Raw genomic sequence first — 26,267 nt, forward strand, 5'->3', positions numbered from 1 at the left:
CGTGCACCTGAAGGAAGGTGTCGAGATGATCATGCCCGGCGACAACGCCGAGCTGAACGTCGAGCTGATCACCCCGATCGCCATGGAAGAGAAGCTCCGCTTCGCCATCCGCGAAGGCGGCCGCACCGTCGGCGCCGGCGTGGTTGCCAAGATCACCGAGTAAGCTCGGTTCTTGCGATCTGAATACAGAGCGGCCCCGGAGGAAACTCCGGGGCCGTTTTGCTGTCCGGCATAAACTTCCCTCTCCCGATGGGAGAGGGCTGCGCGCAGCGGGATGCGAAGCAGACCGCTTCTTCAGCGCGCAGGGTGAGGGTCGGGCGTTTCCGGCTTGAGCGTCCGCCCCTCATCCCCCACGCCAGAACGAAGCCGCTGACGCGCCTTCGTGCGCGGGTTCCCCCTTCTCCCACAGGGAGAAGGATCAGGTGAATCTTGCGGTTAATCCGCAACCTCGGGGCGAGGGTGGTTGCTGCAACCCATGGGCTGGTCTCTACGTTCGGAAACGGACGTTAAGGATCTGGAAACCATGTTGCGTGCGATCAGGATCGGGCTGTTCATCGGCGTCGTCATCGGCATGAGCGTCTGACGAGGGCGCCGCCCCGGCCTTTTCCAAGAGGAAACCGTGGCGAAACTCGCGCCTATCGCCTAATGTGCCTATGCGGCAGCCGCTGATCGCGCCGCGTCTCCGGGTTCCAAAACCCCTAAATGTTGCTCATAGCCATTGCCGTCGTTCTGCTCCTGATCGTGCTGAACGGGCTTTTCGCCATGACCGAGCTCGCGGTCGTGTCCTCCCGGAAATCCAGACTTCAGGCCCGCGCCGAGCGGGGCGACAGAGGCGCGCGCAAGGCCCTCAAGCTGTCGGAGGAGCCGACCCAGTTCCTGTCGTCCGTCCAGGTGGGCATCACCCTCATCGGCATCCTGGCGGGCGCCTATGGCCAGGCCACCATCGCCGGCGAGATCAACACCTTCCTGGAAGCGACCTTCCCCGCGGCCGCGGCATGGTCGGAGGTGGTCGCCACGGGCCTGGTGGTGGTGTGCATCACCTATGTCTCGGTGATCGTCGGCGAGCTGGTGCCCAAGCGCATCGCCCTGATCTTTCCCGAGCCGGTGGCGTCCCGAATGGCGGCGCCCATTTCGGCCGTGGCCGTTGTGCTCAAGCCTTTCGTCATGCTGCTGACGATCTCCACCTCCGGCATCCTCAAGGCCCTGGGCATCAAGGACAAGGACGGCACGGACGTCACCCAGGAAGAGGTGGAGACCATCCTGGCGGAAGGCACCTCGGCCGGCCTGATCGAGCCGGAAGAGCAGCTGATGATCGAGGAGATCCTGCGTCTGGGCGACCGCCCCATCCGCGTGGCCATGACGCCGCGGCCGGAAGTGTTCTGGATCGCCCTGGACGACACCGAAAAGCAGTTGCGCGACGAGATCCGCACCTGCCCCTATTCGCGCATCGTGGTGGCCCGCGAGAGCGACGTGGATAACCCCATCGGCGTGGTCCACAAGAAGGACCTGCTGGACAGCCTGCTCGACAACGGCGAGTTCAACATCGAGAAGCTGGTGGCCGAGCCGGCCTTCATTCCCCAGTCCACCTCGGTGCTGAAGGCGCTGGAGATCCTGAAGGGCTCCAAGGTCCACATGGCCTTCGTGGTGGACGAGTACGGCGCCTTCGAAGGGGTGGTCACCGCCACCGACCTGCTGGAGATGATCGCCGGCGACTTCAACGAGAGCCACGACGAGGTCAACGCCGACATCATCAAGCGCGATGACGGCAGCTGGCTGGTGGACGGACGCACCGACATCGACGAACTGGCCGACGAACTGGGCGAGGAGTTCGGCGAGACGGACGGCTTCCACACCGTGGCCGGCCTGGTGCTGCACAAACTGTCCCGGGTGCCGAACGAGGGCGAGATTCTGCAACTGGGCCGCTTCGAGGTCGAGGTCGTGGACATGGATGACCGCCGTATCGACAAGCTGCTTTTCACCCAGTTGATCCACAAGGAAGAAGAGCGGGCGGCGCGAGAGGCGGCAGAAGAGCAGGATTGACGGGCGGAAGCGCATCCCCGCTTGAAATGCGGCGCGTCGTGGGGCATAGCCCCCGGTCTGGCGAAGGCCTTGCGCGCCGTGGGGTCCGCCCTTCCGGCGCGCTGTTCTTTGTCCGGGGCCATAGGAGTTTAGCTCAGCTGGTAGAGCACCGGTCTCCAAAACCGGGGGTCGTGGGTTCGAGTCCCTCAACTCCTGCCACCCCGTTGTCGCGACATGGGACCTTCCCCATCTGGCGATCCAGACACCTTTGAAGCGTTAGAGACGAACAGATGGCCAAGGCGAAAACTCCCGGCGGACGCCGCGGAGGAAACAGGACGCAGACGGCGGCGACAGGCGCGGGTCAGACCGTGACCGTGGACGCTCCGGCGCCCAGGAAGAAGACCTCGCCGGCCCAGTTCCTGTCGCAGGTGCGCGCCGAAGCCCGCAAGATCACCTGGCCCAGCCGCAAGGAGACCTGGATCACCTCGGTGATGGTCCTGATCCTGGTGATGATCGCCGCCCTGTTCTTCTGGGTGGTGGACTTCGGCCTGGGCTGGGTCTTCCAGCAGATCATTTCCTTCGGCCGATAAAAACAAACAAGGAGACGCGCACGTGACCGATGCGGCGCCCGAAACCAAGCCGAGCAATCCCCGGCACAAGTGGTACATTGTCCACGCCCACTCCAACTTCGAGAAGAAGGTGGCGCAGCATCTGCGCGACCAGGCTCGCCAGCAGGGTCTGGAAGAGAATTTCTCCGAAATCCTGGTGCCGACCGAGGACGTGGTCGAGATCCGTCGCGGCCGGAAGGTGAACTCCGAGCGCAAATTCTTCCCCGGCTATGTGCTGGTGAAGATGGAGCTGAGCGACGAGGCCTATCACCTGGTCAAGAACACGCCGAAGGTGACCGGCTTCCTGGGCTCCCAGGGCGGCACGCGTCCGCTGCCGGTCTCGGACAAGGAAGTCGAGCGCATCATCGGCGCCGTGGAGGAGGGCGTGGAGCGTCCCAAGCCCACCATCCGCTTCGACATCGGCGAGACCGTCAAGGTCATCGACGGTCCGTTCGCCAGCTTCGACGGCGCGGTGGAGAGCGTGGACGAGGAGCGCGCGCGTCTTCGCGTGGCCGTGTCCATCTTCGGTCGTCCCACCCCGGTGGACCTGGAATACAATCAGGTGGAGAAGGTCGCGAACTGATCCGTTCCTTCTCCCAATGGGAGAAGGGGAACCCGCGCACGAAGCCGCGAGGCGGCTTCGTTCTGGCGCGGGGGATGAGGGCCGTCCCGTAAGCGTCTAAACACCCGACCCTCACCCTGCGCGCGAAGGAGCGCCTTGCTTCGCAAGCCGCTGCGCGCAGCCCTCTCCCAGTGGGAGAGGGTTTCATGACACAGGGTTCATGACCTCGATTTAAAATGACTTCCCGCGGGCTTTGTGGCGAATTCCTGTCAACACGACAGGGAGAACCAAGCCATGAAACCCGCCTATCTGGTCGCCGCCGCCACCGCCGCCCTCGCCCTCGCAGGGGTCGCTCATGCCGGCGAGGTGGAGATCCGTGACGCCGTCGCCCGCGTGGTGGTGATCCCCGAGGACCGCACCGACATCGCCGTGGAGATCGAACACGGATCATCCACTTTGGACCGCCTGACGGTGACGCGCCGGGGCTCGGACATCATCATCGACGGCGGTCTGTCGGGCAGCGCGGTGCGCAACTGCACCTCCGGTCCCGCCAACGCGCGCCAGCCGGGCGAGGGCGCCCGGGTCGAGGTGCGCGGCCACGGAACCATCAATGTCAGCGACGCGCCCCTGGTGGTGGTCCGCACCCCGCGCGACGTGGACGTGGACGCCGGCCGCTCGGGCGGTCGCAGCCGCCTGCTCGGCATCGTCCGGGGCGGCTCCGGCGGGGCGGTGTTCGGCTCCATCGGCCGGGGCGCCAGCAGCATCGAACTGGGCAACCGCGGCTGCGGCGACTGGACCGTGGCCAACACCGACGGCGACCTGGACATCAGCAACTCAGGGTCGGGCACGATCCGGGCGGGAACGTCGCGTACCCTGGACCTGGCGGTGGCCGGATCGGGCGATGTCAGCGCCGGAGCTACCGGCGACGCCGACATCGCCATCACAGGGTCGGGCAACGTGACCTTGGCGGCCACGGCCTCGACGGACGTGGCCGTGGCCGGCTCCGGCAACCTGCGCATCGGCCGTGTGCAGGGCGATGCGATGGATGTGTCCATCGCCGGGTCGGGAGACGTTCGCGTTGACGGCGGCGAGGTCAGGTCGCTGGACGTCTCGATCGTCGGGTCCGGTGATGTAGTCTTCAACGGCCGGGCGGGCGACGTGAGCGCCTCAATCGCGGGTTCGGGCGATGTGCGGGTGGCCGAGGCCACCGGCAGCGTCAATCGCAGCATCGTCGGCTCTGGCGACATCCGCATCGGCGAATAAGGCCGGGCGAGCATTGAGGCGAGGGCCTCGCGGCCGGTCCGCGGGGCCCTTTCGTCTTTCCGGCTTTTCCGGCTCCACTCCGCTTGACGAAAGCGGAATCAACCGTCATAAGCCCCCACTCTTGTTGGACCGGCTGTGCACCCCCGGGTGCAGACGCGGCCCGCAGGAACGACCTGAGACCCTGTTCTTTACAGTGCCCAGGAGTTCACCGGCCTTCGCAGGTTCCTGCGTGGGCCGATCGTTTTTGCGGACGTGCGTACCCTGAGGGTCGAAAGACCCAAAGGCTCCGGTCTTTGAAATGGTTCACAGGGACGCGGTCCACCGACCGCTGTAGGAAAAACAACCGATATGGATCAAAGCATCCGCATCAGGCTGAAGGCCTTCGATCATCGCGTCCTGGACCATTCCACGCGCGAAATCGTCAACACGGCCAAGCGTACCGGCGCGACTGTTCGCGGCCCGATTCCGCTGCCGACTCTGATCGAGAAATTCACCGTCAACCGCTCGCCGCACGTCGACAAGAAGTCGCGCGAGCAGTTTGAAATCCGCACGCACAAGCGCGTGCTCGACATCGTCGACCCCACCCCGCAGACCGTGGACGCGCTCATGAAGCTCGACCTGTCCGCCGGCGTGGACGTCGAAATCAAGATTTAAGAGAGAAGAGGCGGGATCCGACATGCGTACGGGCGTGATCGCCAAGAAGCTGGGAATGACGCGCGTCTTCGCTGAAGACGGCGCGCACATTCCGGTCACCGTTCTGCAGCTTGATGGCTGTCAGGTCGTTGGCCAGCGCACCCAGGAGCGTGACGGTTACGTCGCGCTTCAACTGGGCGCCGGCTCCAGGAAGGCGAAGAGAACCAACCAGGCTCAACGAGCTGTCTTCGCCAAGGCCGAAGTCGAGCCGAAGCGGTATGTGACCGAGTTCCGCGTGTCGGAAGACGCGCTGATCGACGTGGGCGCCGAATTCACGGCCGACCACTTCGTGGCCGGTCAGAAGGTGGACATCCAGGGCCTGACCATCGGCAAGGGCTTCGCCGGCGCCATGAAGCGCTGGAACTTCGGCGGCCTGCGCGCGTCCCACGGTGTGTCCGTGTCGCACCGTTCGCACGGTTCGACCGGCCAGCGTCAGGATCCGGGCAAGGTCTTCAAGGGCAAGAAGATGGCCGGTCACCTGGGTCAGGAAACTGTCACCCAGCAGAACCTCACCATCGTCCGCATCGACACCGAGCGCGGCCTGATCCTGGTCAAGGGCGCTGTGCCCGGCCACGACGGCGCCTATGTGAAGGTCCGCGACGCCAACAAGAAGAACCAGGCCGACCTGCCGTTCCCCGGCGCGTTCAAGAAGGCCGGCGCCGAAGCCGCTTCGCAGCCCGCTGACAAGCCGGCCGACGAAGCCGTGGCGGCTGAAGCCTCCGAAGGCGGTGAAGAGCAATGAAAATCGCTGTAACCAATCTCGACGGCAAGAAGGCCGGCGACATCGAGCTGAACGACGCTGTGTTCGGCATCGAGGACATCCGCGGCGACCTTCTGGCCCGTGTGGTGAACTGGCAGCTGGCCAAGCGCCGCGCCGGCACCCACAAGGTCCAGACCCGCAACGAGAACAGCCGCACCGGCAAGAAGATGTACAAGCAGAAGGGAACCGGCGGCGCTCGTCACGGTTCGCGTCGTGCGCCCCAGTTCGTGGGTGGTTCGCGCGCCTTCGGCCCGATCGTTCGCGATCACGGCTTCTCGCTGCCCAAGAAGGTCCGGGCCCTGGCCCTGCGCCACGCCCTGAGCTCCAAGGCCAAGGCCGGCGAGCTGGTGGTGGTGTCGGACCTGACGGTCAAGGAAGCCAAGACCTCGGCCCTGCGCGCCACCTTCGGCAAGCTGGGCTGGGACAAGGCGCTGATCATCGCTGGTCCGGAAGTGGATACCGGGTTCGGCCTGGCCGCCCGCAACATCCCGCACATCGACGTGCTGCCGAACGCCGGCCTGAACGTCTATGACATCCTGCGCGCGAACAAGCTGGTGCTGACCAAGGCCGCCGTCGAGGCGATCGAGGCCCGCTTCTCCGAGAAGGAGGCCGCATAATGGCTGCCGCTCAACCCACCGCCCGTCATTACGACACGATCCTGGCGCCGCTGATCACCGAGAAGACGACCCTGCTCTCCGAGCAGAATAAGGTCGTGTTCAAGGTCGCGGAGAACGCCACCAAGGACGAGATCGCCGCTGCGGTCGAGAGCCTGTTCAAGGTCAACGTCGTCAAGGTCAACACCCTGGTTCAAAAGGGCAAGACCAAGCGGTTCCGCGGCATCAAGGGCCGTCGGAACGACATCAAGAAAGCGATCGTGACGCTGGCCGACGGCCAGTCAATCGACGTCACCACGGGGCTCTGAACCGATGGCTCTGAAGCATTTCAATCCGACGTCCCCGGGCCGCCGCGCCCTGGTGCTGGTCGACCGTTCCGAGCTGCACAAAGGCCGCCCGGAAAAGTCCCTGACCGAGGGCCTGAGCAAATCAGGCGGCCGCGGGCAGGGTGGTCGCATCGCCGTCCGCTTCCGCGGCGGCGGCGCCAAGAAGCTGTACCGCAAGATCGACTTCAAGCGTCGCAAGTTCGATGTGGTCGGTACGGTCGAGCGTCTTGAGTACGACCCGAACCGCACCGCCTTCATCGCCCTGGTGAACTACGCCGACGGCGAGAAGACCTACATTATCGCGCCGCAGCGCCTGAAGGCCGGTGACCAGATCATCGCCGGCGACAAGGTCGACGTGAAGCCGGGCAACGCCGCCCCGCTGCGCTCGATCCCGGTCGGCACCATCATCCACAATGTGGAGATGAAGCCGGGCAAGGGCGCCCAGCTGGCCCGTTCGGCCGGCGCCTACGCCCAGCTGGTCGGCCGCGACCAGGGCTACGCCCAGATCCGTCTGGGTTCGGGCGAGCTGCGCATGGTCCTGGACGGCTGCATGGCCACCATCGGCGCCGTGTCCAACCCGGACCACATGAACCAGAACCTGGGCAAGGCGGGCCGCAAGCGTCACATGGGCTGGCGCCCGCACGTTCGCGGCGTCGCCATGAACCCGATCGACCACCCGCACGGTGGTGGTGAGGGTCGCACCTCGGGCGGCCGGAACCCGGTCACCCCGTGGGGCAAGGACACCAAGGGCGCCCGCACCCGCAAGAACAAGGCCACGGACAAGTTCATCATCCGTAGCCGCCACGTGAAGAAGGCTCGCTGATATGGCCCGCTCGTCCTGGAAAGGCCCGTTTGTCGACGGGTATCTCCTCAAGAAAGCCGAAACGGTCCAGACCTCGGGCCGCAAGGACGTGATCAAGACCTGGTCGCGCCGCTCCACCATCCTGCCGCAGTTCGTCGGCCTGACCTTCGGTGTCCACAACGGGCAGAAGCACATCCCTGTGCACGTGTCCGAGGACATGGTCGGCATGAAGTTCGGCGAGTTCGCCCCGACCCGGAGCTTTCCGGGTCACGCGGCGGACAAGAAGGCCAAGAGGAAGTAAGCCATGGGCAAGTCCTCCAATCCGCGCCGTGTCGGCGCCGCCGAAGCCCGCGCCAAGCTGGTCAACGTGCGCATCAGCCCTCAGAAGCTGAACCTTGTCGCGCAGTCGATCCGCGGCCTGCCGGTCCAGAAGGCGCTGAACGAGCTGGAATTCAGCCGCAAGCGCATCTCGACCGACGTCCGCAAGGCGCTGTACTCGGCCGTGTCCAACGCCGAGAACAACCACAACCTCGACATCGACAACCTGGTCGTCGCCGAGGCTTTCGTGGGCAAGAACATGGTGATGAAGCGTTTCGCGAGCCGCGCTCGCGGTCGCTCGTCGCGCATCCTGAAACCGTTCAGCGAGATCACCATCGTGGTCCGTGAAGCCGGCGAGGCCGCCTGATGGGACAGAAAATCAATCCGGTCGGCTTCCGACTGGGCATCAACCGCACCTGGGACAGCCGCTGGTTCGCCGGCGACCGCGACTATGCGCGCCTGCTGCATCAGGACCTGAAGCTGCGTGAATACCTGAAGGGCCGCCTGTCGGGCGCCGGGGTCTCGCGCATCATCATCGAGCGTCCGCACAAGAAGTGCCGCGTGACGATCTACGCCGCCCGTCCGGGTGTCGTGATCGGCAAGAAGGGCGCCGACATCGAGAAGCTGCGCAAGGACATCGCGGCGATGACCGAGGGCGAAGTTCACCTGAACATCGTCGAGGTCCGCAAGCCCGAGACCGACGCCCAGCTGATCGCCGAGAACATCGCCCAGCAGCTGGAGCGCCGGATCGCCTTCCGTCGCGCCATGAAGCGCGCGATGCAGTCCGCCATGCGTCTGGGCGCCAAGGGCGTCCGGATCAATGTGTCGGGCCGTCTGGGCGGCGCGGAAATCGCGCGGATGGAATGGTATCGCGAAGGCCGTGTGCCGCTGCACACCCTGCGCGCCGACATCGACTACGGCTTCATCCAGGCCAAGACGACCTACGGCATCATCGGTGTGAAGGTGTGGGTCTTCAAGGGCGAGGTGCTGGAGCACGACCCGATGGCGCAGGACAAGCGCTGGGCCCAGGAAGCTTCCGGCCCGTCGTCGAATGAAGGCCGCGAGCGTGGCCCCCGCGGTGATCGCGGTCCGCGCCGTGACCGGGGACGTGAGAGCTAAGTCATGCTGCAACCCAAAAAGACCAAGTACCGCAAGGCGTTCAAGGGCCGCATCCACGGCTCCTCGAAGGGCGGCTTCGCGCTGAACTTCGGCTCCTACGGCCTGAAGGCCATGGAGCCCGAGCGCATCACCGCGCGTCAGATCGAGGCGGCCCGCCGCGCGATCACCCGCCAGATGAAGCGCCAGGGCCGTGTGTGGATCCGCATCTTCCCGGACGTGCCGGTCTCCGGCAAGCCCGCCGAAGTCCGCATGGGCAAGGGCAAGGGCGCGGTGGATCACTGGGCCGCCCGCGTGGCTCCCGGCCGCGTGATGTTTGAAATCGACGGCGTGCCGGACGACGTGGCCCGCGAGGCGCTGCGCCTCGGCGCCGCCAAGCTGCCGATCCGCACCAAGGTGGTCACCCGCCTTGACGCCGGCATCGCCCACTCGGAGCAAGCGGCATGACCAAGATCGCCGATCTGCGGGGCCTGACCCCGGACCAGCTGTCCGACGAGCTGATCAAGCTCAAGAAGGAACAGTTCAACCTGCGCTTCCAGGCGGCCACCGGCCAGCTTGAGAAGACGCACCGCGTCAATGAAGTCCGCAAGGACATCGCCCGCGTCTCGTCGCTTCTGCGCGAGAAGCAGGCGGCCGCTTAAGGAAACGAAGATGCCCAAGCGTATTCTCGAAGGCGTGGTCGTGTCCGACAAGGGCGACAAGACCGTGGTGGTCCGCGTCAACCGCACCATTCTGCACCCGCTTCTGAAGAAGACGGTGCGCCTGTCCAAGAAGTACCACGCTCACGACGAAGCGAACGTCGCCAAGGAAGGCGAAATCGTCCGCATCGCCGAGTGCGCCCCGAAGTCCAAGCTGAAGCGCTGGGAAGTCGTCTCCGACACCCAGGCCTCGGCCAGTTAAGAAGAAGGATCGGATCCCATGATCCAGATGCAAACTAACCTGGAGGTGGCCGACAATTCGGGCGCTCGCCGGGTCATGTGCATCAAGGTGTTGGGCGGCTCCAAGCGCCGCTACGCCTCGGTGGGCGACACGATCGTCGCTTCCGTCAAGGAAGCCATTCCGCGCGGCCGCGTGAAGAAGGGCGACGTCGTGCGCGCCATCGTCGTGCGCACCGCCAAGGACATCCAGCGCAAGGACGGATCGGTGATCCGCTTCGACAAGTCCGCCGCTGTCATCGTCAACAAGCAGAACGAGCCGGTCGGCACGCGGATCTTCGGCCCGGTTCCTCGCGAACTGCGCGCCAAGAACCACATGAAGATCATCTCGCTGGCTCCGGAGGTCCTGTAACATGGCCGCCAAGATCAAGAAGGGCGACAACGTGATCGTCCTGACCGGCAAGGACAAGGGCCGCACGGGCCAGGTGGTCAAGGTGCTGCCGTCCGAGAACCGCGTCGTCGTCCAGGGCGTCAACATGGTCCAGCGCCACACGCGCCCGACCCAGGCTGACCCGAACGGCGGCATCAAGCACAAGGAAGCCTCGCTTCACCTGTCGAACGTCGCGATCGCCGACGCCAACGGCAAGGCGACCCGCGTGGGCTTCAAGGTGGAGAAGGACCAGAAGGTCCGCTTCGCCAAGACGACCGGAGACGTCATCTGATGGCCACCGAAAAGTACACCCCCCGGCTGAAGGCCGACTATCAGGACCGCATCAAGGCCCTGATGACCGAGAAATTCGGCTACACCAACGCCATGCAGACGCCCCGTCTGGACAAGATCGTCCTGAACATGGGCATCGGCGAAGCGGTGGCGGACTCCAAGAAGGCCAACGCGGCCCTCAAGGATCTGACCATGATCGCCGGCCAGAAGGCGGTCCCGACCAAGGCCCGCAACTCCATCGCCGGCTTCAAGCTGCGCGAAGGCATGGTCATCGGCGGCAAGGTCACCCTGCGCGGCGACCGCATGTACGAGTTCCTGGACCGGTTCATCACCGTGGCCCTGCCGCGCGTGAAGGATTTCCGGGGCCTGAAGGGCACCTCCTTCGATGGTCGCGGCAACTACGCCACCGGCCTTCGCGAGCACATCGTGTTCCCGGAGATCAACTACGACCAGATCGACCAGATGTGGGGCATGGACATTGTCGTCTGCACCACGGCCAAGACCGATGAGGAAGCCAAGGCTCTCCTCACCGAGTTCAAGTTCCCGTTCGTGACGAACTGAGCGGGAAGGGAAAAGAACCGATATGGCTAAGAAATCCGCCGTCAATCGCAACGAACGCGTCAAGAAGCTCGTCGCGCAATACGCCGAGAAGCGCGCCGCGCTCAAGGCGATCGCCAACGACGAGGCAAAGCCGCTGGAAGAGCGCTTCGAGGCTCGCCTCAAGCTCGCCAAGCTGCCGCGCAACTCGGCCGCCGTTCGCATCCGCAACCGCTGCGAGGTCACGGGCCGTCCGCGCGCCTACTACCGCAAGCTCAAGATGAGCCGTATCGCATTGCGCGAACTCGCATCGCTGGGGCAGATCCCCGGCATGACCAAGTCCAGCTGGTAAGGGGAGCGAACAGACATGATGATCAACGATCCCCTGAGCGACATGATCGCCCGCATCCGGAACGCCGCCATGCGCAAGCGTTCCAAGGTGCTCACCCCGGCTTCCCGCTTGCGCCAGCGCGTCCTGGACGTGCTGCAGGACGAGGGCTACATCCGCGGCTATTCGCTGGTTCAGAACCCCGGCGAGTTCCCGCAGTTCGAGATCGAGCTGAAGTACTTCGATGACCAGCCGGTCATCGCGGAGATCAGCCGCGTGTCCAAGCCGGGCCGTCGGGTCTATTCGGCCATCGGCGACCTGAAGCCGGTCAAGAACGGCCTGGGCATCTCGATCCTGTCCACCTCGAAGGGCGTCATGTCCGACACGGCGGCCCGCGAGGCCAACGTGGGCGGCGAAGTCCTCTGCAAGGTGTATTGATATGTCCCGCATCGGCAAGAAAACCATCTCCGTGCCCAAGGGCGTGACCCTGACCCTGAACGGCCAGACCGTTTCGGTGAAGGGGCCCAAGGGCGAAGCGACCTGGACCGTGGTCGAGGACATCGAGGTCAAGCACGAGGGCGACGAGCTCTCGCTGACCCCGCGTTCGGACACCCAGCGGGCTCGCTCCATGTGGGGCCTTTCGCGCACCCTGGTCGCCAACATGGTGATCGGCGTGACCGACGGCTTCGAGGAGACCCTGGAACTGGTCGGCGTGGGCTACCGCGCCGCCATGAAGGGTCAGTCGCTGTCGCTGCAGCTGGGCCTGAGCCACGACGTGGACATCGCCCCGCCCGCCGGCATCACCTTCGCCACGCCCAAGCAGACCGAGATCAAGATCTCGGGCTCCGACAAGCAGTCGGTGGGTCAGATCGCGGCGGTGATCCGCAAGCTCCGTCCGCCCGAGCCCTACAAGGGCAAGGGCATCCGTTACGCGGGCGAAAAGGTCCGTCGTAAGGAAGGCAAGAAGAAGTAAGTCATGGCTCTCTCTTCTATCCAAACCGCGAAGCGCCGCACCGAGCGCACCCGTCGTCGCCTCAAGGCGGTGGCCAACGGCCGTCTGCGCCTGTCGGTCCACCGTTCGGACAAGAACATCTCGGCCCAGATCATCGACGACGCCAAGGGCGTCACGGTGGCTTCGGCCTCCTCGCTGGAAGGCGAGAAGGGCAAGAAGCACAAGGGCTCGGACGTGGACGCCGCGACCCGCATCGGCAAGCTCATCGCCGAGCGCGCCATCGAAAAGGGCGTCAAGGACGTGGTCTTCGACCGCGGCGGCTATATCTATCACGGTCGGGTGAAGGCGCTGGCGGAAGCCGCGCGTGAAGCCGGCCTGAACTTCTAAGGAACCGCAGCATGGCGCACCAACCCCAACGCGGCGGCGGCGGCAACGATCGCAATCGTCGTGACAACCGCAACGCTCCCCAGGCCGACGGCCCGGACAGCGACATCGTTGAAAAGCTGGTCCACATCAACCGTGTGGCCGCGACCGTCAAAGGCGGTCGTCGTTTCTCGTTCGCCGCCCTGATGGTGGTGGGCGACGGCAAGGGCCGGGTCGGCTTCGGTCATGGCAAGGCGCGTGAAGTGCCGGAAGCCATCCGCAAGGCGACGGAAGAAGCCAAGAAGACGATGATCCGCGTTCCGCTGCGCGAGAACCGCACCCTGCACCACGACGGCAACGGCCGTTGGGGCGCCGGCAAGATCATGGTCCGCGCGGCGCCTCCCGGCACCGGCATCATCGCGGGCGGCCCGATGCGCGCCGTTCTCGAGACCCTGGGTGTGCAGGACGTGGTGGGCAAGTCCACCGGCTCCTCCAACCCCTACAACATGATCCGCGCGACGTTCGAAGCGCTGAAGGTCCAGTCGTCCCCCCGTCAGGTCGCGTCCAAGCGCGGCAAGAAGGTCTCGGATCTGCTGGGTCGCCGCAACGACGGCGCCTCGGCGCCCGAAGCCGTGGAGGGCTGATAGATGGCCGCCAAGGACAAGAACACCGTCACCGTGCGTCAGATCGGAAGCCCGATCCGCCGCAAGAACGACCAGCGCGCCACCCTGGCGGGCCTGGGCCTGAACCGCATGGGCCGCGAGTCCACGCTGGAGGACACTCCTTCGGTGCGCGGCATGATCGCCAAGGTCGCCCACATGGTGGAAGTGGTCGAGAAGTAGGTTTCAGGGACCAGGTTCTAGGGACTGGGAAAGCGAGAGGCACAGAGTCTTTCTTCCCCCAGAACCTAGAACCCAGAACCCAGAACCTAGAACCTAGAACCTAGAACCTAGAACCATCCCAAACGCCGAGTCTGGCTTTGTCAGGCGCGAGAACCCGAAAGGATCAGGCACATGAAACTGAACGAAATCCGTGACAATGAAGGCGCCCACAAGAAGCGCATGCGTGTCGGCCGCGGCCCCGGTTCGGGCAAGGGCAAGACCGCTGGACGCGGCGTCAAGGGCCAGAAGTCCCGTTCGGGCGTCGCCATCGGCGGCTTCGAAGGCGGCCAGATGCCCCTGTACATGCGCATGCCCAAGCGCGGCTTCAACAATCCGAACGCGCTGAAGCTGGCCGAAGTGAACCTGTGGCGTCTGCAGGACGCCGTGGACGCCGGCAAGCTGGACGCCAAGGCCGAGATCAACGGCGAGGCCCTGGTCGCCGCCGGCGTTCTGCGCCGCACCCGCGACGGCGTGCGCGTTCTGGGCACCGGCGAATTGAAGGCCAAGCTGAACCTGGTCGTGTGGTCGGCCTCGGCCGGCGCCAAAAAGGCCATCGAAGCGGCGGGCGGTTCGGTCGTCGAACAGCGCATCGCCGCCGAGGAAGCCGCCAAGGCGCGGGTCGACAAGCGCAACGCCGCGCGCGGCAAGCCCAAGGCCTGAGACCGGTCGTCATCGCGGCTTTGCGCCGCGCGCCAGGTCCGCGATGACGATTAGACAAAGGCGGCCCTCGCATGGGGGCCGCTTTTCACCTATCTGACGTCGAACCGTCAGCGTCCTCGGGGGACACACAATATGGCTTCGGCCGCCGAACAACTCGCAGCGAACATGAACATCGGCTCCTTCGCCCGCGCGAAGGAGCTGCACAAGCGCCTCCTGTTCACCCTGATGGCGCTGATCGTGTACCGCATCGGCACCTACATCCCGATCCCGGGCATCAACTCGCAGGCGTTCCTGGATTTCTTCGGAAACCCGGACCAGCAGCGCGGCATCCTGGACATGTTCAACATGTTCTCGGGCGGCGCGGTGGAGCGGATGGCCGTCTTCGCCCTGAACGTGATGCCCTACATCTCGGCGTCGATCATCGTTCAGCTCATGGGATCCGTTTACGGCCCCTGGGAGAAGCTGAAGAAGGAAGGCGGCGAGGCGGGCCGCAAGCAGCTGAACCAGTACACCCGTTACCTGACGGTCGTTCTGGCCATCGCCCAGTCCTTCGGCATCGCCGTCGGCCTGCAGAACTCGCAGGGCATGGTCGACCAACCGGGCGCGTTCTTCGTGCTGACCACGGTCGTGACCCTGACCGGCGGCACCATGTTCCTGATGTGGCTGGGTGAGCAGGTGACGGCGCGCGGCGTCGGCAACGGCATCAGCCTGATCATCTTCGCCGGCATCGTGGCGGTTCTGCCCAGCGCCATCGGGCGCCTGCTGGGCCTCGCCCAGGAGGGTCAGATCTCGGCCTTCGCCCTGCTGTTCATCACCGTTCTGTCCATCGCGGTCATCGTCTTCATCGTGTTCATGGAGCGCGCCCAGCGTCGTCTGCTGATCCAGTATCCCAAGCGTCAGCAGGGCAACCGCATGGTGGGCGGCGAAACCTCGTTCCTGCCGCTGAAGGTCAACACCGCCGGCGTGATCCCGGCCATCTTCGCCTCGTCGCTGCTGATGCTGCCGACCACGGTGGCGGCCATGGCGCCGAGCGCCAACATGGCCCCGTGGATGCAGTGGATCGTGGGCCAGATGCAGCACGGCCAGCCCGTGTTCATGGTGTTCTACGGCGCCCTGATCATCTTCTTCTGCTTCTTCTACACCTCCATCACCTTCAATCCGGAGGACACCGCCGAGAACCTGCGCAAGTACGGCGGCTTCCTGCCGGGCATCCGTCCGGGCAAGCGCACGGCGGAGTATCTGGACTATGTGCTGACCCGCCTGACCACCATCGGCGCGGCCTACATCACCGCCGTCTGTCTGCTGCCGGAGTTCATGATCACCCGCTTCGCCAGCCTCGGCTATTTCGGCGGCACCTCGCTGCTGATCGTGGTGGTGGTGTCCATGGATACGGTGGCCCAGATCCAGTCGCACCTGCTGGCTCACCAGTACGAAGGCCTCATCAAGAAGGCCAAGCTGCGCGGACGCGGGGCCCTGTCGCCCGGCCGCAAGTAAACGGCCGGGGAGGGCTGAGACGTGAACATCATCCTGTTTGGACCGCCTGCGGCGGGCAAGGGCACCCAGGCCAAGCGGCTGGTCGAGCAGCGGGGCATGGTCCAGCTGTCCACCGGCGACATGCTGCGCGCGGCCATCGCCTCGGGCTCCGAGCTGGGCCAGACCGTCAAGGACGTGCTGGCCCGCGGCGACCTGGTCACGGATGAGATCGTCATCGCCCTGATCAAGGAACGCCTGCCCGAGGCTGACGCCGCTGGCGGCGCGATCTTCGACGGCTTCCCCCGCACCGTGGCCCAGGCCGAGGCGCTGGACGCCATGCTGGCCGAGCGGGGCAGCGGCATCGACAAGGTGATCCGTCTCAAGGTGGATGACGCGGCCCTGATCGACCGCATCGCCAAGCGCTTCGCCGAACAGGGCCGGGCCGACGACAATCCCGAGACCTTCAAGGAGCGTCTGGGCGTCTACAACCGCCAGACCGCGCCGCTGCTCCCCTACTACGAGGGCAAGGGCAAGCTGGTGGAGATCGACGGCATGGGCGGCATCGACGAGGTCGCCACCGCCCTGGACGCCGTCCTCGACGCCTGACCGGCGTCAGTTCCCCAGAATGAACGCCGCCACCGCATCCGCCAGGCCCTCGGCCAGCGGGGCGTCGGGATCGGCGTAGACGGCGATGTTGCCCGCCCGGTCTTCGGGCGCGGCCTTCAGCACATGATTGACGCCTTCAAGATCGAGCCGCGCGGCGTTCGGCTGGGCGGTCGCCAGGGCGTCGGCGTCCGCTGCGTTCACCTGAATATCGCGCGTGGCGTGGACGATCAGCATGGGCCGGTCCCAGGCGGCGGCGAGCGCGCGCGGGTCATGCCGGAACCACGAAATCAGGTAGGGCTGGACGGACGGGCGGAACAGCGCCTCCAGCCCGGGGATGGTCTCGACGGTACGCCCGGCCTCCATTTCCGAAAGACCGTCCATTGCCTGATCGTTCAGCGGTTGGGGCAGGGCGGCCAGCTGTTCCCGCAGGATGTCCGCGGCGGGACGTCCGGCTGACGCCAGCAGGACCACGCCGCAGACCTGCGGATTGTCCGCCGCCGCCACCTGGGCCACCAGCCCGCCCTCGCTGTGGCCCATCAGCCAGACACAGTCCCGCCCGGTCCTTTGCGCCAGTTCAGCGGCCCAAGCGCGGGCGTCTTCCGCCATATGGTCGAACCGCAGGGCGTCTTCGGACAGGGCCGCCATCGCGCTGGCGCCCACCCCGCGCTTGTCGATGCGCACGGTGGCGATCCCGTCGTCGGCCAGGGCCTCGGCCATCAGGCGCAGGGTCGCCGCCTGAATGGCGGGCATCTGATTGCCGTCGCGGTCCGTGGGGCCTGAGCCGGGGATCAGCACCGCGGCTGCGCGCGCGTCGACAGGCGTCAGCAGGGTGCCGTGCAGGGGCGCGGGCTCGGAGGGGATGACGATGTCCTCAGATGCCGGAGCGGACTGGATCAGGGCGGCGAGGGCGATGGCGCTGAGCATGAAGGTCTCCGGTTCAGAAAGGTTGGCGGTCGGGATCGGCGCGCCACACGCGCCAGCTTTCAAGGACCGACCAAAGGGCGGCGACGGAGACGCCCCCGATCAGGGTCATCATGCCGGCGGGCTGGGGCGCGAAGGGTGCGGCCACAATGCCGATCAGACCCAGCAGGCTGAACAGCCGCCCGGCCAGGCGGTTGGACTTCTCCCACGCCAGCCGGCTCTTGAAGGTCCAGGGCGTGCGCACGCCCACGGCGACATTCGGCCCCACACGGCCCAGAAAGGCGCCCACGGCCAGGAACAGCAGGCCCATGCCGCCCATCTGCAGGGCGGGCGATGGCAGGGCGCCGCCGGCCATCATCATGACCATGAAGGCGGTCGTGGCCCCGACGGTCAGAAGTGTGACCAGCTGCCCGGCCAGAAGGCCGCGGCGTCGCGAAACGTCGTCCGTGCGGCGGGCGTAATGGGCGAACCCCCAGCCGATGGCGGCCAGCATCAGGCCCATGGCGCCGATCACCAGACCGGCCTCCATGCGGTCGCCGAAGCGGTCGGGCGTCCCGTCGGCGCCGTAGTGCATGGGAATGGCGCCCTGCGGCCCGGACAGCAGCATCCAGGCGGCATAGGTCAGGATGGCCAGACTGGCCGCTACAGTGGCCAAGTCGATCAGGTTCAGTCGCGCTTTCATCACCCCTCCTTGTCGTTCAGGTCGTCCCGCGCGCCGGTCAGATCCATCAGGAACGCCAGCGCCTCCTCCACCGCCGAGATATCGAGCCGATAGCGGATGGAGGATCCATCCCGCTCGGCGCTGACCAGCCCGGCGTCCTTCAGCGCGGTCAGGTGTCCGGTCACCGTCGGCCAGGCCATGTCGAAGGCCGCCGCGATGTCGCCGGACGCCATTGGGCCTGCCCTCAGCATGGCGATGATGCGCCGCCGGACCGGATGGGACAGGGCCTTGAACACGCTGTTCATAGGAGGGAGGCTAATTAGGAAAAATCCTAATTGCAAGGGGTAGAACCGCCACGTCCCTGATTGACGCATCGCTGCTTCAGACTGGAGAGAGAAGGGGAGACCATGGCCGTGCAGGACGAGGACGCCGTAACGGACCTGGACTGGATGATCGACAGGGCCTGGCGCTGGGCGGCGCGGGCCCTGCGTGCCGGCCGTGCGCGAGAGACCGAGCGCTGGCTCATCATTCACGCCCGCCTGACCGCCATGCCGCGACCGGACCGGCCCGGCCCCGCTCCAGACGACAGCGAGGATGCAGACTCGGCCCCCGGCCTCCACGCGCGGTCGGATGCGCCGAAATCGTCCGACGAATTGCACCAATTGCACCAATTGCGCCGGTGTAACGACGAAGCGTCGGCGAAAATCCCGCACAGCGGCCCTTATCCGCCCTTCAGATCGCGGTCCCAGCCCCGATCCGGGCCCTGAGCGGCACGGGTCGAGCGGAAATCCTCATCAGGACAGCCGGAAATCGCCCCTGCACGAACAGAGGCCCCGGCCGCTTGCGTCCTTTAGATAGAGAAGCTGACGCCGCAGCCGCAGCTGGAGGCCGCGTTGGGGTTGCGGACCACGAACTGGGCGCCGGCCAGTTCGTCCACGAAGGCGATCTCGGAGCCCTTGAGGAAGGGGATGGAGACCGGATCGATGACCACGGCCTGGCCGTCACGCTCCACGCGCAGGTCGTCGTCCTCGGCGGCCTCGACCAGTTCGAAGCGGTACTGGAAGCCCGAGCACCCGCCGCCGTCGACGGCCACGCGCAGCAGGACGGCGCGGCCTTCGTCGGCCGACAGTTCGGCCAGACGCCGCGCGCCGCTTTCGGACAGCACGATGCCCTCAGGCGCGCGCTGGGCGATGCTGAGGGACAGGCCGGATGGGATCATGGGTTGGACGGTGCTCACGTCCCTCTATATGAGGCGCTTGCGGGCGTTCGCAAAGGCCCGCGATCAGACAAAGACGCCCGAGTGACCTTGTCCGCCCAACGCGCCCCCTATGCCGAGGCCCCCGATCAGTCGCGGGGGCGGCTGGTTCCCGAGACCGTCAGCCGCACCCGCAACGCCTTTGCGCGGGACCGGGACCGGATCATCCACTGCACCGCCTTCCGCCGCCTGAAGGAAAAGACCCAGGTGTTCGTGGCGCACGAGGGCGACCACTACCGCACCCGCCTGACCCACAGTCTGGAGGTGGCCCAGATCGCCCGGTCCATCGCCCACGCGCTGAAGCTGGATCAGGATCTGGCCGAGACCGTCGCCCTGGCCCACGACCTGGGCCATCCGCCGTTCGGCCACGCGGGCGAGGACGAGCTTCAGCTGTGCATGGCGGCCCACGGCGGCTTCGACCACAACGTCCAGACTTTCCGCGTGGTGACGAAGCTGGAGGAGCGCTATCCCGCCTTCGACGGCCTGAACCTGAGCTGGGAGACCATCGAGGGGGTGGTCAAGCACAACGGACCGGTGACGGACCAGCTGGACAAGCCGTCCTGGCGCGCCATCGCCGACTATGGCGCCGAATGGGACCTGCGGCTGGACAGCTTCGCCTCGCTGGAGGCCCAGGCCGCCGCCATCGCCGACGACATCGCCTACAACAACCACGACGTGGACGACGGGGTGCAGGCGGGGCTGTTCCGTCTGGACGACCTCAACGACGTGCCCCTGATCGGGCCGATCCTGCACGGCACGCGCAAGGACTGGCCTGATCTGGACAACCGCATGATACGGCTGGAGGCCGTGCGGCGCATGATCGGGGCCATGATCGACGATGTGCTGGCCGAGACCGAGCGCCGCATCGCCGAGGACCGGATCGGTACCGCCGAGGACGTGCGGACCGCCGGCCGCACCCTGGTGCAGTTCTCGGGGCCCATGATGGAGGACCTGGGGCGCCTGCGGGCGTTCCTGTACGAGCGGATGTACCGCCACTACCGGGTCAACCGCACGCGCAGCCAGGCCAGGCGCATCCTGTCGGAGATGTTCGCCCTGTTCATGCGCGAGCCCGACGTCCTGCCCCCGGAATGGAGTGGCAAGGCCAGGAGCGAGGACCCGGACCGGCGCGCCCGGGCGGTGTGCGACTACATCGCGGGCATGACGGATCGCTACGCCATCGAGGAGCACAGGAAGCTGTTCAGCCTCGACCTGCAGCTCGATCTGTGATTCGACTTAAACCGAAGGCCGGGCGGGGCGTAAGATAGGGGTTCGATCCCGCGATTCGCGGGCGGCCTGACCTGGAAGCGCGCCATGTCCTATGACGATAACAACCGCAACGATCCCGACCGCGGCGCCTATACGCCCCCGGACGACGACGATCTGCCGTTCCGCCGGGGCGGTTTCGACGCGCGTGGGGGGGCTCCCAAGAAGCCCATTCCCATGATGCTGATCATCAGCGTGGTGGTGCTGCTGGTTCTGCTGGCGGCCATCGGGCTGATCTACGGCATCGGCGGGGTGCGCTCGCCGGGTGATGCGCCGCCGGTGGTGGGCGAGTCGGTGGGCGATCTGACCGGTCCCGCGCCCGTGGACGCCCAGCCGGTGGATCCGGAAGGCGACATCACCGCCTATGACGCGGCCCCTGAGGGCGAGACGCCTGAGTTCGCGCCGCCGCCGGAAGAAGTCCAGCCCCGCCCCGAGCCGCGCGAACCCGCCGAGGCCGCGCCGCTGCCGCCCGCGCGGGTCGCCGAGACGCCCAATCCCGCGCCTGCCGAAAAGGCGACGCCCGCGCCCCGCCCCGAGCCCGCGCCTGCTGCAGCCACAGGGTCCGCCTCGGTTCAGATCGGCGCCTTCTCGTCCCGCGAAGTGGCGGATCGGGAATACGCCGCCGTGGCCGCCGCCTTCCCCGAATATGCGCGGGGCCGCACCAAGGGCGTGGAGCAGGTGACCAGCTCGGCGGGCTCGACCCTGTACCGCACCACCTTCAACGGCTTCTCGCGCGAGCAGGCGACGGCCTTCTGCGCCGCGCTCAGGAACGCCGGACGCGACTGTCTGGTCCGCTAGTGATCTCGGCGGCGATCTATGGATGTGAAGGCCCGGTGCTGGGCGAGGAGGAGCGGCGTTTCTTCCGCGACGTCCGGCCCTGGGGCTTCATCCTGTTCCGCCGCAATGTGGAGACGCCCGATCAGGTCCGCGCCCTCACCGCCGCCCTGCGCGAGACCGTGGGGCGGGCCGACGCGCCCATCCTGATCGATCAGGAGGGCGGGAGGGTCCAACGCCTGCGCCCGCCCCACTGGCCCGCCTATCCGCCGGGCGCGGCCTATCTGGAGGCCACGAAAGATCCGCTGGAGGCGCGCGAGCTGGCCCGTCTGGGTGCGCGGCTGATCGCCCATGACCTGCTGGCGCTGGGGATCACGGTGGACTGCCTGCCGGTGCTGGACGCGCCGACGCCGGGGGCCCACGACATCATCGGCGACCGGGCCTACGCCCACGATCCCGCCACGGTGGCCCTGTTGGGCCGGGCGGCGGCGGAGGGCCTGCTGGCGGGCGGCGTCCTGCCGGTGATCAAGCACATGCCCGGACACGGCCGCGCCACGGCCGACAGCCACCACGCCCTGCCGGTGGTGTCCGATCCCTTGAAGACCCTGGACGCCTGGGATTTCGCGCCGTTCCGCGCCCTGTCGGACATGCCCCTGGCCATGACCGCCCATGTGGTGTTCGAGGCCATCGACAGGAAGCGGCCGGCCACCACCTCGCGCAAGGCGGTCAGGCTGATGCGCGAGGACGTGGCGAGGGGCGGTCTGGGTTTCGGCGGCCTGATCATCACCGACGACCTGTCCATGAACGCCCTCAGCGGCTCGCTGCGGGAACGGGCCGAGGCCTCGCTGAAGGCCGGATGCGACGTGGTCCTGCACTGCAACGGCAATCTCAACGAGATGCGCGCCGTGGCCGAGGGCGTCGGACGCCTGAGGGGTGCGGCGGCGAAGCGGGCCGAGGCGGCGCTGGCCCGCGTGCCCGCCACGCCCGAGCCGCTGGACGAGGCCCACGCCCGCGCCCGGTTCGCGGCGCGGCTGGCGGGTCGGATGACGGCGGCGGCCGGCCCGGCGGCGGGTGAGGCATGACCGAGGAATTCCAGACCGATCTGGGCTTCGATGCGGTGGACGCGGTGCCCGACGACCAGACCTTCGTGGTGGACATCGACGGCTATGAGGGGCCGCTGCACGTGCTGCTGGCGCTGGCCCGCACCCAGAAGGTCGATCTGCTGAAGCTGTCGATCACGAAGCTGGCCGAACAGTATCTGGCCTTCGTGCACGAGGCGCGCAGCCGCAATTTCTCGCTGGCGGCGGACTATCTGGTGATGGCGTCGTGGCTGGCCTATCTGAAGTCCCGCCTGCTGCTGCCCCGCAACGAGCAGAAGACCAAGGATGAGCCGCCCGCCGAGCTGATGGCCGCCGCGCTCGCCTTCCGCCTCAAGAAGCTTGAGGCCATGCGCACGGCCGTGGAGGCCATCACGGCGCGGCCTCAGCTCAAGCGCGACGTGTTCACCCGCGGCGACCCGGAGGCCACGGTCATCGTGCCGTCGGACCGGGTGGACATCAGCCTGTACGACCTGATGGTGGCCTATGTGGTCCAGCGTCGCCGCGAGGAGCACCGCCACTATACGCCCACCCAGCGGGTGGAGGCCTTCGCCCTCGAGGAAGCCCGCGACTGGCTGCGTGAGGTGATGCCGAAACTGGCCGACTGGACCCCGCTGGAGAAGGTCGCCCCGACGCGGGCGCGGGGCGGGGAGGGGCCGACCCAGGCCTCCTATGTGGCCTCGACCCTCTCGGCCAGCCTGGAGCTGGTCAAGGAAGGCGCCATGGACGTGCGCCAGACCCGGGCCTTCGATGACCTCTACCTGCGCCGCCGCGATATCGGCCAGCCGCTGGAGCTGACGCCGTGACCGTGGAACCCGACGATCTGGAGCGCCGCATCGAGGCCCTGCTGTTCGCCGCCGCCGCGCCGTTGTCGGTGGAGGAGATCGCGCGCCGCCTGCCCGAAGGGGCCGATGTGGGCGGGACGCTCACCGCCCTGATCGAGCGTTATGCAGGCCGGGGGGTGGAGCTGGAATGCGTGGCGGGCCGCTGGCGCTTCCGCACGGCGCCTGACCTGTCGTTCCTGATGACCGAGGAGCGCGAGGAGCCGCGCCGGCTGTCCAGGGCCGCGCTGGAGACCCTGGCCATCATCGCCTACCACCAGCCCGTCACCCGAGCCGAGATCGAGAGCGTGCGCGGAGTCAGCATCTCCAAGGGCACCCTGGACCTGTTGCTGGAGATGGGGTTCGTGAAGCTGAAGGGGCGGCGGCGCACGCCGGGGCGGCCGGTCACCTACGCCACGGCGGACCGCTTCATGGAGCATTTCGGCCTGGCCAGCCTGTATGACCTGCCGGGCGTGCAGGAGATGAAGGCCGCCGGCCTGCTGGACCTGTCCCTGCCCGCCGGGTTCGAGGTGCCGGACCCTTCGCGTGGCGAAGGCGAGGACGAGGACCCCGTCGAGGACGGCGACACGCCCGAGTTCGTTCAGGACTTCGTGGAGGGGGGCGAGGACAAGGGCTGACACCCTTTCCGATTGTTCACGTGTCTTTGCACGCGCGCCTTGGCAGTATCGGGCATCAAGTCACTCAAGGGGCCTCCCAATGCTTCGTATTCTTCTGATCGCCGCCATCGCCGCACCGCTGCTGTCCGGCTGCATCATCATCTCCACTGACGAGCCCACCACGCGCGTCATCACCACCAGCGAAGATTCGAACCGCTGATGCGCTTCCTTCCCCTGCTGCTGGCCGCCCCGCTGATGCTGGGCGGCTGCGTCATCTACTCCAGCGACAGCGGCGAGACGACGACCGTGCGCGCCGCCTCGGCCACCTCGGTGGAGCTGGAGCCGCGTGAACTGGAAAGCGTGCACGGCGTGCGTTTCGAGCGCGACCAGGCGGTGGTGCGCGTCACCTCCAACGGCTGCACCGAGAAGTCTGATTTCCGCGTGGAGATCGTGGACGGCGGCGCCATGGCCGGAGAAATGACCCTGTTCCGCAGCGAACCCGACCACTGCCGCGCCCTGATCGCCGAGGGTGTGGAGTTGTCCTGGACCTATGCGGAGCTGGGCCTGGAACGGGGCGCCGCCCTGGTGCTGGCCAATCCGCTGGTCGTGCCCTGAATGCAGCGATTGGTCAGGCCTCGAACGGCCTGACCATTTCGGGCGGAATGCGGTGCGGACGCAGGGTCTCGGCGTCCACCAGACACCATTCGGAAAGGCCCTGGGCGCACAGACGGCCCTCGCCGTCCTCGATAAGGACATAACGGGCGAAGCGCGGCCCCTGCGGATCGCCGACCCAGGTGCGGGCCACGACCGTCGCGCCGGGGGGCAGGGGGCGGAAATAGTCCACCTCGTGCCGTAGCGCGACCCAGGACCAGCGGGCCCGGTCTTCGGCGCTGAACCGGCTGTTCCAATGGGCTGTGCCGGCTTCCTGCAGCCAGCCCACATAGACCACATTGTTGACGTGGCCGTTCTCGTCGATGTGCTCGTCGCGGATGGTCAGGGGCAGGGTGAAGACCTGGCGATCCTCGCGCGGGGTCAGCGCCTGCCGGGCCACGATCAGGCCTCGCCCAGGACCACGCCCTTTTCGGTCAGGGCCTGCTGAAGCTCGCCGGACTGGAACATCTCGCGCACGATGTCCGAGCCGCCGACGAATTCACCCTTCACATACAGCTGCGGGATGGTGGGCCAGTCGGTGAAGGTCTTGATGCCGTCCCGCAGGGCTTCGTCCTGAAGCACGTCCACGCCGACGAACGGCGCGCCCACATGATCCAGGATCTGCACGACGGCGGCTGAGAAGCCGCAGCGCGGCGCGTCGGGGGTGCCCTTCATGAACAGCACCACCGGGTGCTCGGCCACGGTGGCGCCGATGAAGGCGTGGACGGGGTTCTCGTTCGTATCGGTCACGGGAGTTCGCCTGTTCGGGAGGAACCCGTCAGCTAGGGACCGATCGGGGCAGGGTCAAGGCTTGGGGAGGATCAAGCCGCCGCCATGCGGACCCGCGCCATCTCGATCTGGGCGGCCAGGCCGGGGGGCAGATCGCGCTCCGGCACGGCGGCCAGGGCCTCGATGCGCTCGCTGTGGGAGGCGTCGACCATGACCGTGGCGACGGACGGGTCGGTCAGGGCGAAGGCCAGGCAGATGTGCTCGGCGCTCCAGCCGTGGGTCCGGTGCAGGAAGGCGAAGGTGCCCGCGCCGGCCAGCGGATCATGCTTGGGACGCCCGCCCAGGCCGAACAGACCCTTTCTGGGGACGTGAACCGTTTCCGCCTTCTTCGCCGTATCCAGTTCTTCCGGGAAATAGCCATAGGCCACCACCGCCATGTCCCGTTCCAGCGCCGCTCGTATGCGATGCTTGGTCTGCCAGGGAGAGTTCACGTGATAGCTGGTGGCCAGCACGTCGAACGCGCCGGTGGAGATGTAGGCGTCCATCACCTCGCCGTCCCCGGCGATGCCCAGCATGCGGATGCGTCCGGCAGTGCGCTGGGCCTTGAGGGCGTTCAGGGCGGTCTGGGGCATCTCGTCCTCGCCCGGCTCGTCCAGCAGGGCCAGATCGATCCAGCCCAGGCCGGAGGCGTGCAGGATGCGGTCGATGGAGCCGGTCAGGGCCTCGGGCGAGAAATCACGGCCGCCCCGCCGCGCGTCGACGCGGCCCAGGCTGACGGAGAGTTGAATGAGCTTGCGATCAACCTGAGACAGGGCTTGCCCCACCGCCTCGGCAAGCACCGGATCGGCGCTGGTCAGGTGCACGGTGTTGATGCCCGCCTCCAGTCCCGCGAACACCAGAGACTGGGCGCGAGAGGGGCCGCCGGCCAGGGCGTCCGAGCCGATCTTCAGGGTCAGGGCTGAAACGGCCGAACCGGAGCGGCCAAGGGGACGATAGCGCAT

At 66.9% G+C, this 26,267-nt stretch carries 41 protein-coding genes, 1 tRNA gene and 1 pseudogene; 36 read left to right on the forward strand and 7 right to left on the reverse strand.

The window, feature by feature from the left end; genetic code table 11:
* From tuf to IWC96_RS01350, 29 genes and pseudogenes are all read left to right on the forward strand, one after another.
* Positions 1–163 (forward strand): annotated as a pseudogene (tuf, locus tag IWC96_RS01210) (elongation factor Tu); the annotation flags it as partial.
* A 539-nt stretch (positions 164–702) separates the two neighbouring features.
* On the forward strand, positions 703–2,040 hold the full coding sequence (locus IWC96_RS01215; protein ID WP_021698466.1) for a hemolysin family protein: 1,338 nt from the start codon (positions 703–705) through the stop codon (positions 2,038–2,040).
* A 122-nt stretch (positions 2,041–2,162) separates the two neighbouring features.
* Positions 2,163–2,238 (forward strand) — tRNA-Trp (locus tag IWC96_RS01220).
* A gap of 149 nt (positions 2,239–2,387) precedes the next feature.
* Positions 2,388–2,609: a preprotein translocase subunit SecE gene (secE, locus tag IWC96_RS01225; protein ID WP_306302036.1), complete on the forward strand. Its 222-nt coding sequence runs from the start codon at positions 2,388–2,390 to the stop codon at positions 2,607–2,609.
* A gap of 22 nt (positions 2,610–2,631) precedes the next feature.
* Positions 2,632–3,210 (forward strand): transcription termination/antitermination protein NusG, encoded by a 579-nt coding sequence (nusG, locus tag IWC96_RS01230; RefSeq protein WP_021698468.1) that lies wholly within the window; start codon positions 2,632–2,634, stop codon positions 3,208–3,210.
* Between the two features lie 273 nt (positions 3,211–3,483).
* Entirely contained in the window at positions 3,484–4,452 is a 969-nt protein-coding gene (locus IWC96_RS01235; RefSeq protein ID WP_021698469.1) for a GIN domain-containing protein, read from the forward strand.
* Between the two features lie 348 nt (positions 4,453–4,800).
* A complete protein-coding gene (gene rpsJ / locus IWC96_RS01240) occupies positions 4,801–5,106 on the forward strand; it encodes a 30S ribosomal protein S10 (RefSeq protein ID WP_021698470.1) in 306 nt (101 codons plus the stop codon).
* Between the two features lie 22 nt (positions 5,107–5,128).
* Positions 5,129–5,887 carry a 50S ribosomal protein L3 gene (gene rplC / locus IWC96_RS01245; protein WP_021698471.1) on the forward strand — a complete coding sequence of 253 codons (759 nt, stop codon included), beginning with the start codon at positions 5,129–5,131 and terminating at the stop codon, positions 5,885–5,887.
* Entirely contained in the window at positions 5,884–6,522 is a 639-nt protein-coding gene (rplD, locus tag IWC96_RS01250) for a 50S ribosomal protein L4 (RefSeq protein WP_021698472.1), read from the forward strand. The genes rplC and rplD overlap by 4 nt, the downstream gene beginning before the upstream one ends.
* Positions 6,522–6,827: a 50S ribosomal protein L23 gene (locus tag IWC96_RS01255; RefSeq protein ID WP_021698473.1), complete on the forward strand. Its 306-nt coding sequence runs from the start codon at positions 6,522–6,524 to the stop codon at positions 6,825–6,827. The genes rplD and IWC96_RS01255 overlap by 1 nt, the downstream gene beginning before the upstream one ends.
* 4 nt (positions 6,828–6,831) lie before the next feature.
* Positions 6,832–7,668: a 50S ribosomal protein L2 gene (rplB, locus tag IWC96_RS01260; RefSeq protein ID WP_196838217.1), complete on the forward strand. Its 837-nt coding sequence runs from the start codon at positions 6,832–6,834 to the stop codon at positions 7,666–7,668.
* A 1-nt stretch (position 7,669) separates the two neighbouring features.
* Positions 7,670–7,948 (forward strand): 30S ribosomal protein S19, encoded by a 279-nt coding sequence (rpsS, locus tag IWC96_RS01265; protein WP_021698475.1) that lies wholly within the window; start codon positions 7,670–7,672, stop codon positions 7,946–7,948.
* Positions 7,949–7,951: 3 nt separating this feature from the next.
* Complete coding sequence (gene rplV / locus IWC96_RS01270) at positions 7,952–8,332, forward strand: 50S ribosomal protein L22 (protein WP_021698476.1); 381 nt, start codon at positions 7,952–7,954, stop codon at positions 8,330–8,332.
* Entirely contained in the window at positions 8,332–9,084 is a 753-nt protein-coding gene (rpsC, locus tag IWC96_RS01275) for a 30S ribosomal protein S3 (protein ID WP_021698477.1), read from the forward strand. Before rplV ends, rpsC begins: the two co-directional genes overlap by 1 nt.
* Positions 9,085–9,087: 3 nt before the next feature.
* Positions 9,088–9,528: a 50S ribosomal protein L16 gene (gene rplP, locus IWC96_RS01280; RefSeq protein WP_021698478.1), complete on the forward strand. Its 441-nt coding sequence runs from the start codon at positions 9,088–9,090 to the stop codon at positions 9,526–9,528.
* Positions 9,525–9,722 (forward strand): 50S ribosomal protein L29, encoded by a 198-nt coding sequence (rpmC, locus tag IWC96_RS01285; protein ID WP_021698479.1) that lies wholly within the window; start codon positions 9,525–9,527, stop codon positions 9,720–9,722. The genes rplP and rpmC overlap by 4 nt, the downstream gene beginning before the upstream one ends.
* A gap of 10 nt (positions 9,723–9,732) precedes the next feature.
* Positions 9,733–9,981, forward strand: coding sequence for a 30S ribosomal protein S17 (gene rpsQ, locus IWC96_RS01290; protein WP_021698480.1), 249 nt, complete (start codon positions 9,733–9,735; stop codon positions 9,979–9,981).
* A gap of 18 nt (positions 9,982–9,999) precedes the next feature.
* On the forward strand, positions 10,000–10,368 hold the full coding sequence (gene rplN / locus IWC96_RS01295; protein ID WP_021698481.1) for a 50S ribosomal protein L14: 369 nt from the start codon (positions 10,000–10,002) through the stop codon (positions 10,366–10,368).
* A gap of 1 nt (position 10,369) precedes the next feature.
* Complete coding sequence (gene rplX, locus IWC96_RS01300) at positions 10,370–10,678, forward strand: 50S ribosomal protein L24 (protein WP_021698482.1); 309 nt, start codon at positions 10,370–10,372, stop codon at positions 10,676–10,678.
* The gene (rplE, locus tag IWC96_RS01305; RefSeq protein ID WP_021698483.1) at positions 10,678–11,238 is read left to right on the forward strand and encodes a 50S ribosomal protein L5; all 561 of its coding nucleotides are present in this window, start codon (positions 10,678–10,680) and stop codon (positions 11,236–11,238) included. Before rplX ends, rplE begins: the two co-directional genes overlap by 1 nt.
* Before the next feature lie 22 nt (positions 11,239–11,260).
* The gene (gene rpsN / locus IWC96_RS01310; protein ID WP_021698484.1) at positions 11,261–11,566 is read left to right on the forward strand and encodes a 30S ribosomal protein S14; all 306 of its coding nucleotides are present in this window, start codon (positions 11,261–11,263) and stop codon (positions 11,564–11,566) included.
* A 15-nt stretch (positions 11,567–11,581) separates the two neighbouring features.
* On the forward strand, positions 11,582–11,980 hold the full coding sequence (rpsH, locus tag IWC96_RS01315; RefSeq protein WP_021698485.1) for a 30S ribosomal protein S8: 399 nt from the start codon (positions 11,582–11,584) through the stop codon (positions 11,978–11,980).
* Position 11,981: 1 nt separating this feature from the next.
* Positions 11,982–12,515 (forward strand): 50S ribosomal protein L6, encoded by a 534-nt coding sequence (gene rplF / locus IWC96_RS01320; protein WP_021698486.1) that lies wholly within the window; start codon positions 11,982–11,984, stop codon positions 12,513–12,515.
* 3 nt (positions 12,516–12,518) lie between these two features.
* On the forward strand, positions 12,519–12,881 hold the full coding sequence (gene rplR / locus IWC96_RS01325; RefSeq protein ID WP_021698487.1) for a 50S ribosomal protein L18: 363 nt from the start codon (positions 12,519–12,521) through the stop codon (positions 12,879–12,881).
* Between the two features lie 11 nt (positions 12,882–12,892).
* Positions 12,893–13,501, forward strand: a complete 609-nt coding sequence (gene rpsE, locus IWC96_RS01330) for a 30S ribosomal protein S5 (protein WP_196838218.1) — start codon at positions 12,893–12,895, stop codon at positions 13,499–13,501.
* 3 nt (positions 13,502–13,504) lie between these two features.
* Complete coding sequence (gene rpmD, locus IWC96_RS01335) at positions 13,505–13,699, forward strand: 50S ribosomal protein L30 (protein WP_021698699.1); 195 nt, start codon at positions 13,505–13,507, stop codon at positions 13,697–13,699.
* A gap of 171 nt (positions 13,700–13,870) precedes the next feature.
* Positions 13,871–14,398, forward strand: coding sequence for a 50S ribosomal protein L15 (rplO, locus tag IWC96_RS01340; RefSeq protein WP_196838219.1), 528 nt, complete (start codon positions 13,871–13,873; stop codon positions 14,396–14,398).
* A gap of 132 nt (positions 14,399–14,530) precedes the next feature.
* On the forward strand, positions 14,531–15,892 hold the full coding sequence (secY, locus tag IWC96_RS01345; protein WP_021698696.1) for a preprotein translocase subunit SecY: 1,362 nt from the start codon (positions 14,531–14,533) through the stop codon (positions 15,890–15,892).
* Between the two features lie 21 nt (positions 15,893–15,913).
* Positions 15,914–16,477, forward strand: a complete 564-nt coding sequence (locus tag IWC96_RS01350) for an adenylate kinase (protein WP_021698695.1) — start codon at positions 15,914–15,916, stop codon at positions 16,475–16,477.
* A 6-nt stretch (positions 16,478–16,483) separates the two neighbouring features.
* Here IWC96_RS01350 and IWC96_RS01355 read toward each other — a convergent pair whose 3' ends face one another.
* The 3 genes from IWC96_RS01355 to IWC96_RS01365 are packed head-to-tail and all read right to left on the reverse strand — an operon-like array spanning position 16,484 to position 18,364.
* A complete protein-coding gene (locus IWC96_RS01355) occupies positions 16,484–17,401 on the reverse strand; it encodes an alpha/beta hydrolase (protein WP_196838220.1) in 918 nt (305 codons plus the stop codon).
* A gap of 13 nt (positions 17,402–17,414) precedes the next feature.
* Positions 17,415–18,080, reverse strand: coding sequence for an SdpI family protein (locus IWC96_RS01360; protein WP_021698693.1), 666 nt, complete (start codon positions 18,078–18,080; stop codon positions 17,415–17,417).
* Positions 18,080–18,364, reverse strand: a complete 285-nt coding sequence (locus IWC96_RS01365; protein ID WP_021698692.1) for a metalloregulator ArsR/SmtB family transcription factor — start codon at positions 18,362–18,364, stop codon at positions 18,080–18,082. Before IWC96_RS01365 ends, IWC96_RS01360 begins: the two co-directional genes overlap by 1 nt.
* A gap of 102 nt (positions 18,365–18,466) precedes the next feature.
* On the opposite strand from IWC96_RS01365, the gene IWC96_RS01370 reads away from it, so the two are divergent.
* Complete coding sequence (locus IWC96_RS01370; RefSeq protein WP_045319447.1) at positions 18,467–18,826, forward strand: hypothetical protein; 360 nt, start codon at positions 18,467–18,469, stop codon at positions 18,824–18,826.
* 83 nt (positions 18,827–18,909) lie between these two features.
* Here IWC96_RS01370 and erpA read toward each other — a convergent pair whose 3' ends face one another.
* Positions 18,910–19,278 carry an iron-sulfur cluster insertion protein ErpA gene (gene erpA / locus IWC96_RS01375; RefSeq protein ID WP_021698691.1) on the reverse strand — a complete coding sequence of 123 codons (369 nt, stop codon included), beginning with the start codon at positions 19,276–19,278 and terminating at the stop codon, positions 18,910–18,912.
* Between the two features lie 81 nt (positions 19,279–19,359).
* Between erpA and IWC96_RS01380 the strand changes: the two genes are divergently transcribed.
* The 6 genes from IWC96_RS01380 (at position 19,360) to IWC96_RS01405 (ending at position 24,501) form a co-directional block, all read left to right on the forward strand.
* Positions 19,360–20,541 (forward strand): deoxyguanosinetriphosphate triphosphohydrolase, encoded by a 1,182-nt coding sequence (locus IWC96_RS01380; protein ID WP_021698690.1) that lies wholly within the window; start codon positions 19,360–19,362, stop codon positions 20,539–20,541.
* An 84-nt stretch (positions 20,542–20,625) separates the two neighbouring features.
* The gene (locus IWC96_RS01385) at positions 20,626–21,375 is read left to right on the forward strand and encodes an SPOR domain-containing protein (protein WP_196838221.1); all 750 of its coding nucleotides are present in this window, start codon (positions 20,626–20,628) and stop codon (positions 21,373–21,375) included.
* Positions 21,375–22,433 carry a beta-N-acetylhexosaminidase gene (nagZ, locus tag IWC96_RS01390; protein ID WP_196838222.1) on the forward strand — a complete coding sequence of 353 codons (1,059 nt, stop codon included), beginning with the start codon at positions 21,375–21,377 and terminating at the stop codon, positions 22,431–22,433. Before IWC96_RS01385 ends, nagZ begins: the two co-directional genes overlap by 1 nt.
* Positions 22,430–23,254: a ScpA family protein gene (locus IWC96_RS01395; protein WP_021697490.1), complete on the forward strand. Its 825-nt coding sequence runs from the start codon at positions 22,430–22,432 to the stop codon at positions 23,252–23,254. The genes nagZ and IWC96_RS01395 overlap by 4 nt, the downstream gene beginning before the upstream one ends.
* Complete coding sequence (gene scpB, locus IWC96_RS01400) at positions 23,251–23,907, forward strand: SMC-Scp complex subunit ScpB (protein ID WP_021697489.1); 657 nt, start codon at positions 23,251–23,253, stop codon at positions 23,905–23,907. The genes IWC96_RS01395 and scpB overlap by 4 nt, the downstream gene beginning before the upstream one ends.
* Before the next feature lie 198 nt (positions 23,908–24,105).
* Entirely contained in the window at positions 24,106–24,501 is a 396-nt protein-coding gene (locus IWC96_RS01405) for a hypothetical protein (protein WP_021697487.1), read from the forward strand.
* 13 nt (positions 24,502–24,514) lie between these two features.
* Here the strand turns inward: IWC96_RS01405 and IWC96_RS01410 are convergent, their stop codons facing one another.
* The 3 genes from IWC96_RS01410 to IWC96_RS01420 form a co-directional block, all read right to left on the reverse strand.
* On the reverse strand, positions 24,515–24,937 hold the full coding sequence (locus tag IWC96_RS01410) for a thioesterase family protein (protein WP_021697486.1): 423 nt from the start codon (positions 24,935–24,937) through the stop codon (positions 24,515–24,517).
* Positions 24,938–24,939: 2 nt separating this feature from the next.
* Positions 24,940–25,287 carry a Grx4 family monothiol glutaredoxin gene (gene grxD, locus IWC96_RS01415; RefSeq protein WP_021697485.1) on the reverse strand — a complete coding sequence of 116 codons (348 nt, stop codon included), beginning with the start codon at positions 25,285–25,287 and terminating at the stop codon, positions 24,940–24,942.
* 71 nt (positions 25,288–25,358) lie between these two features.
* A complete protein-coding gene (locus tag IWC96_RS01420) occupies positions 25,359–26,267 on the reverse strand; it encodes an aldo/keto reductase (protein ID WP_021697484.1) in 909 nt (302 codons plus the stop codon).

The organism is Brevundimonas sp. BAL450, from assembly GCF_015767455.1.
Taxonomy (GTDB): Bacteria; Pseudomonadota; Alphaproteobacteria; order Caulobacterales; family Caulobacteraceae; genus Brevundimonas; species Brevundimonas abyssalis.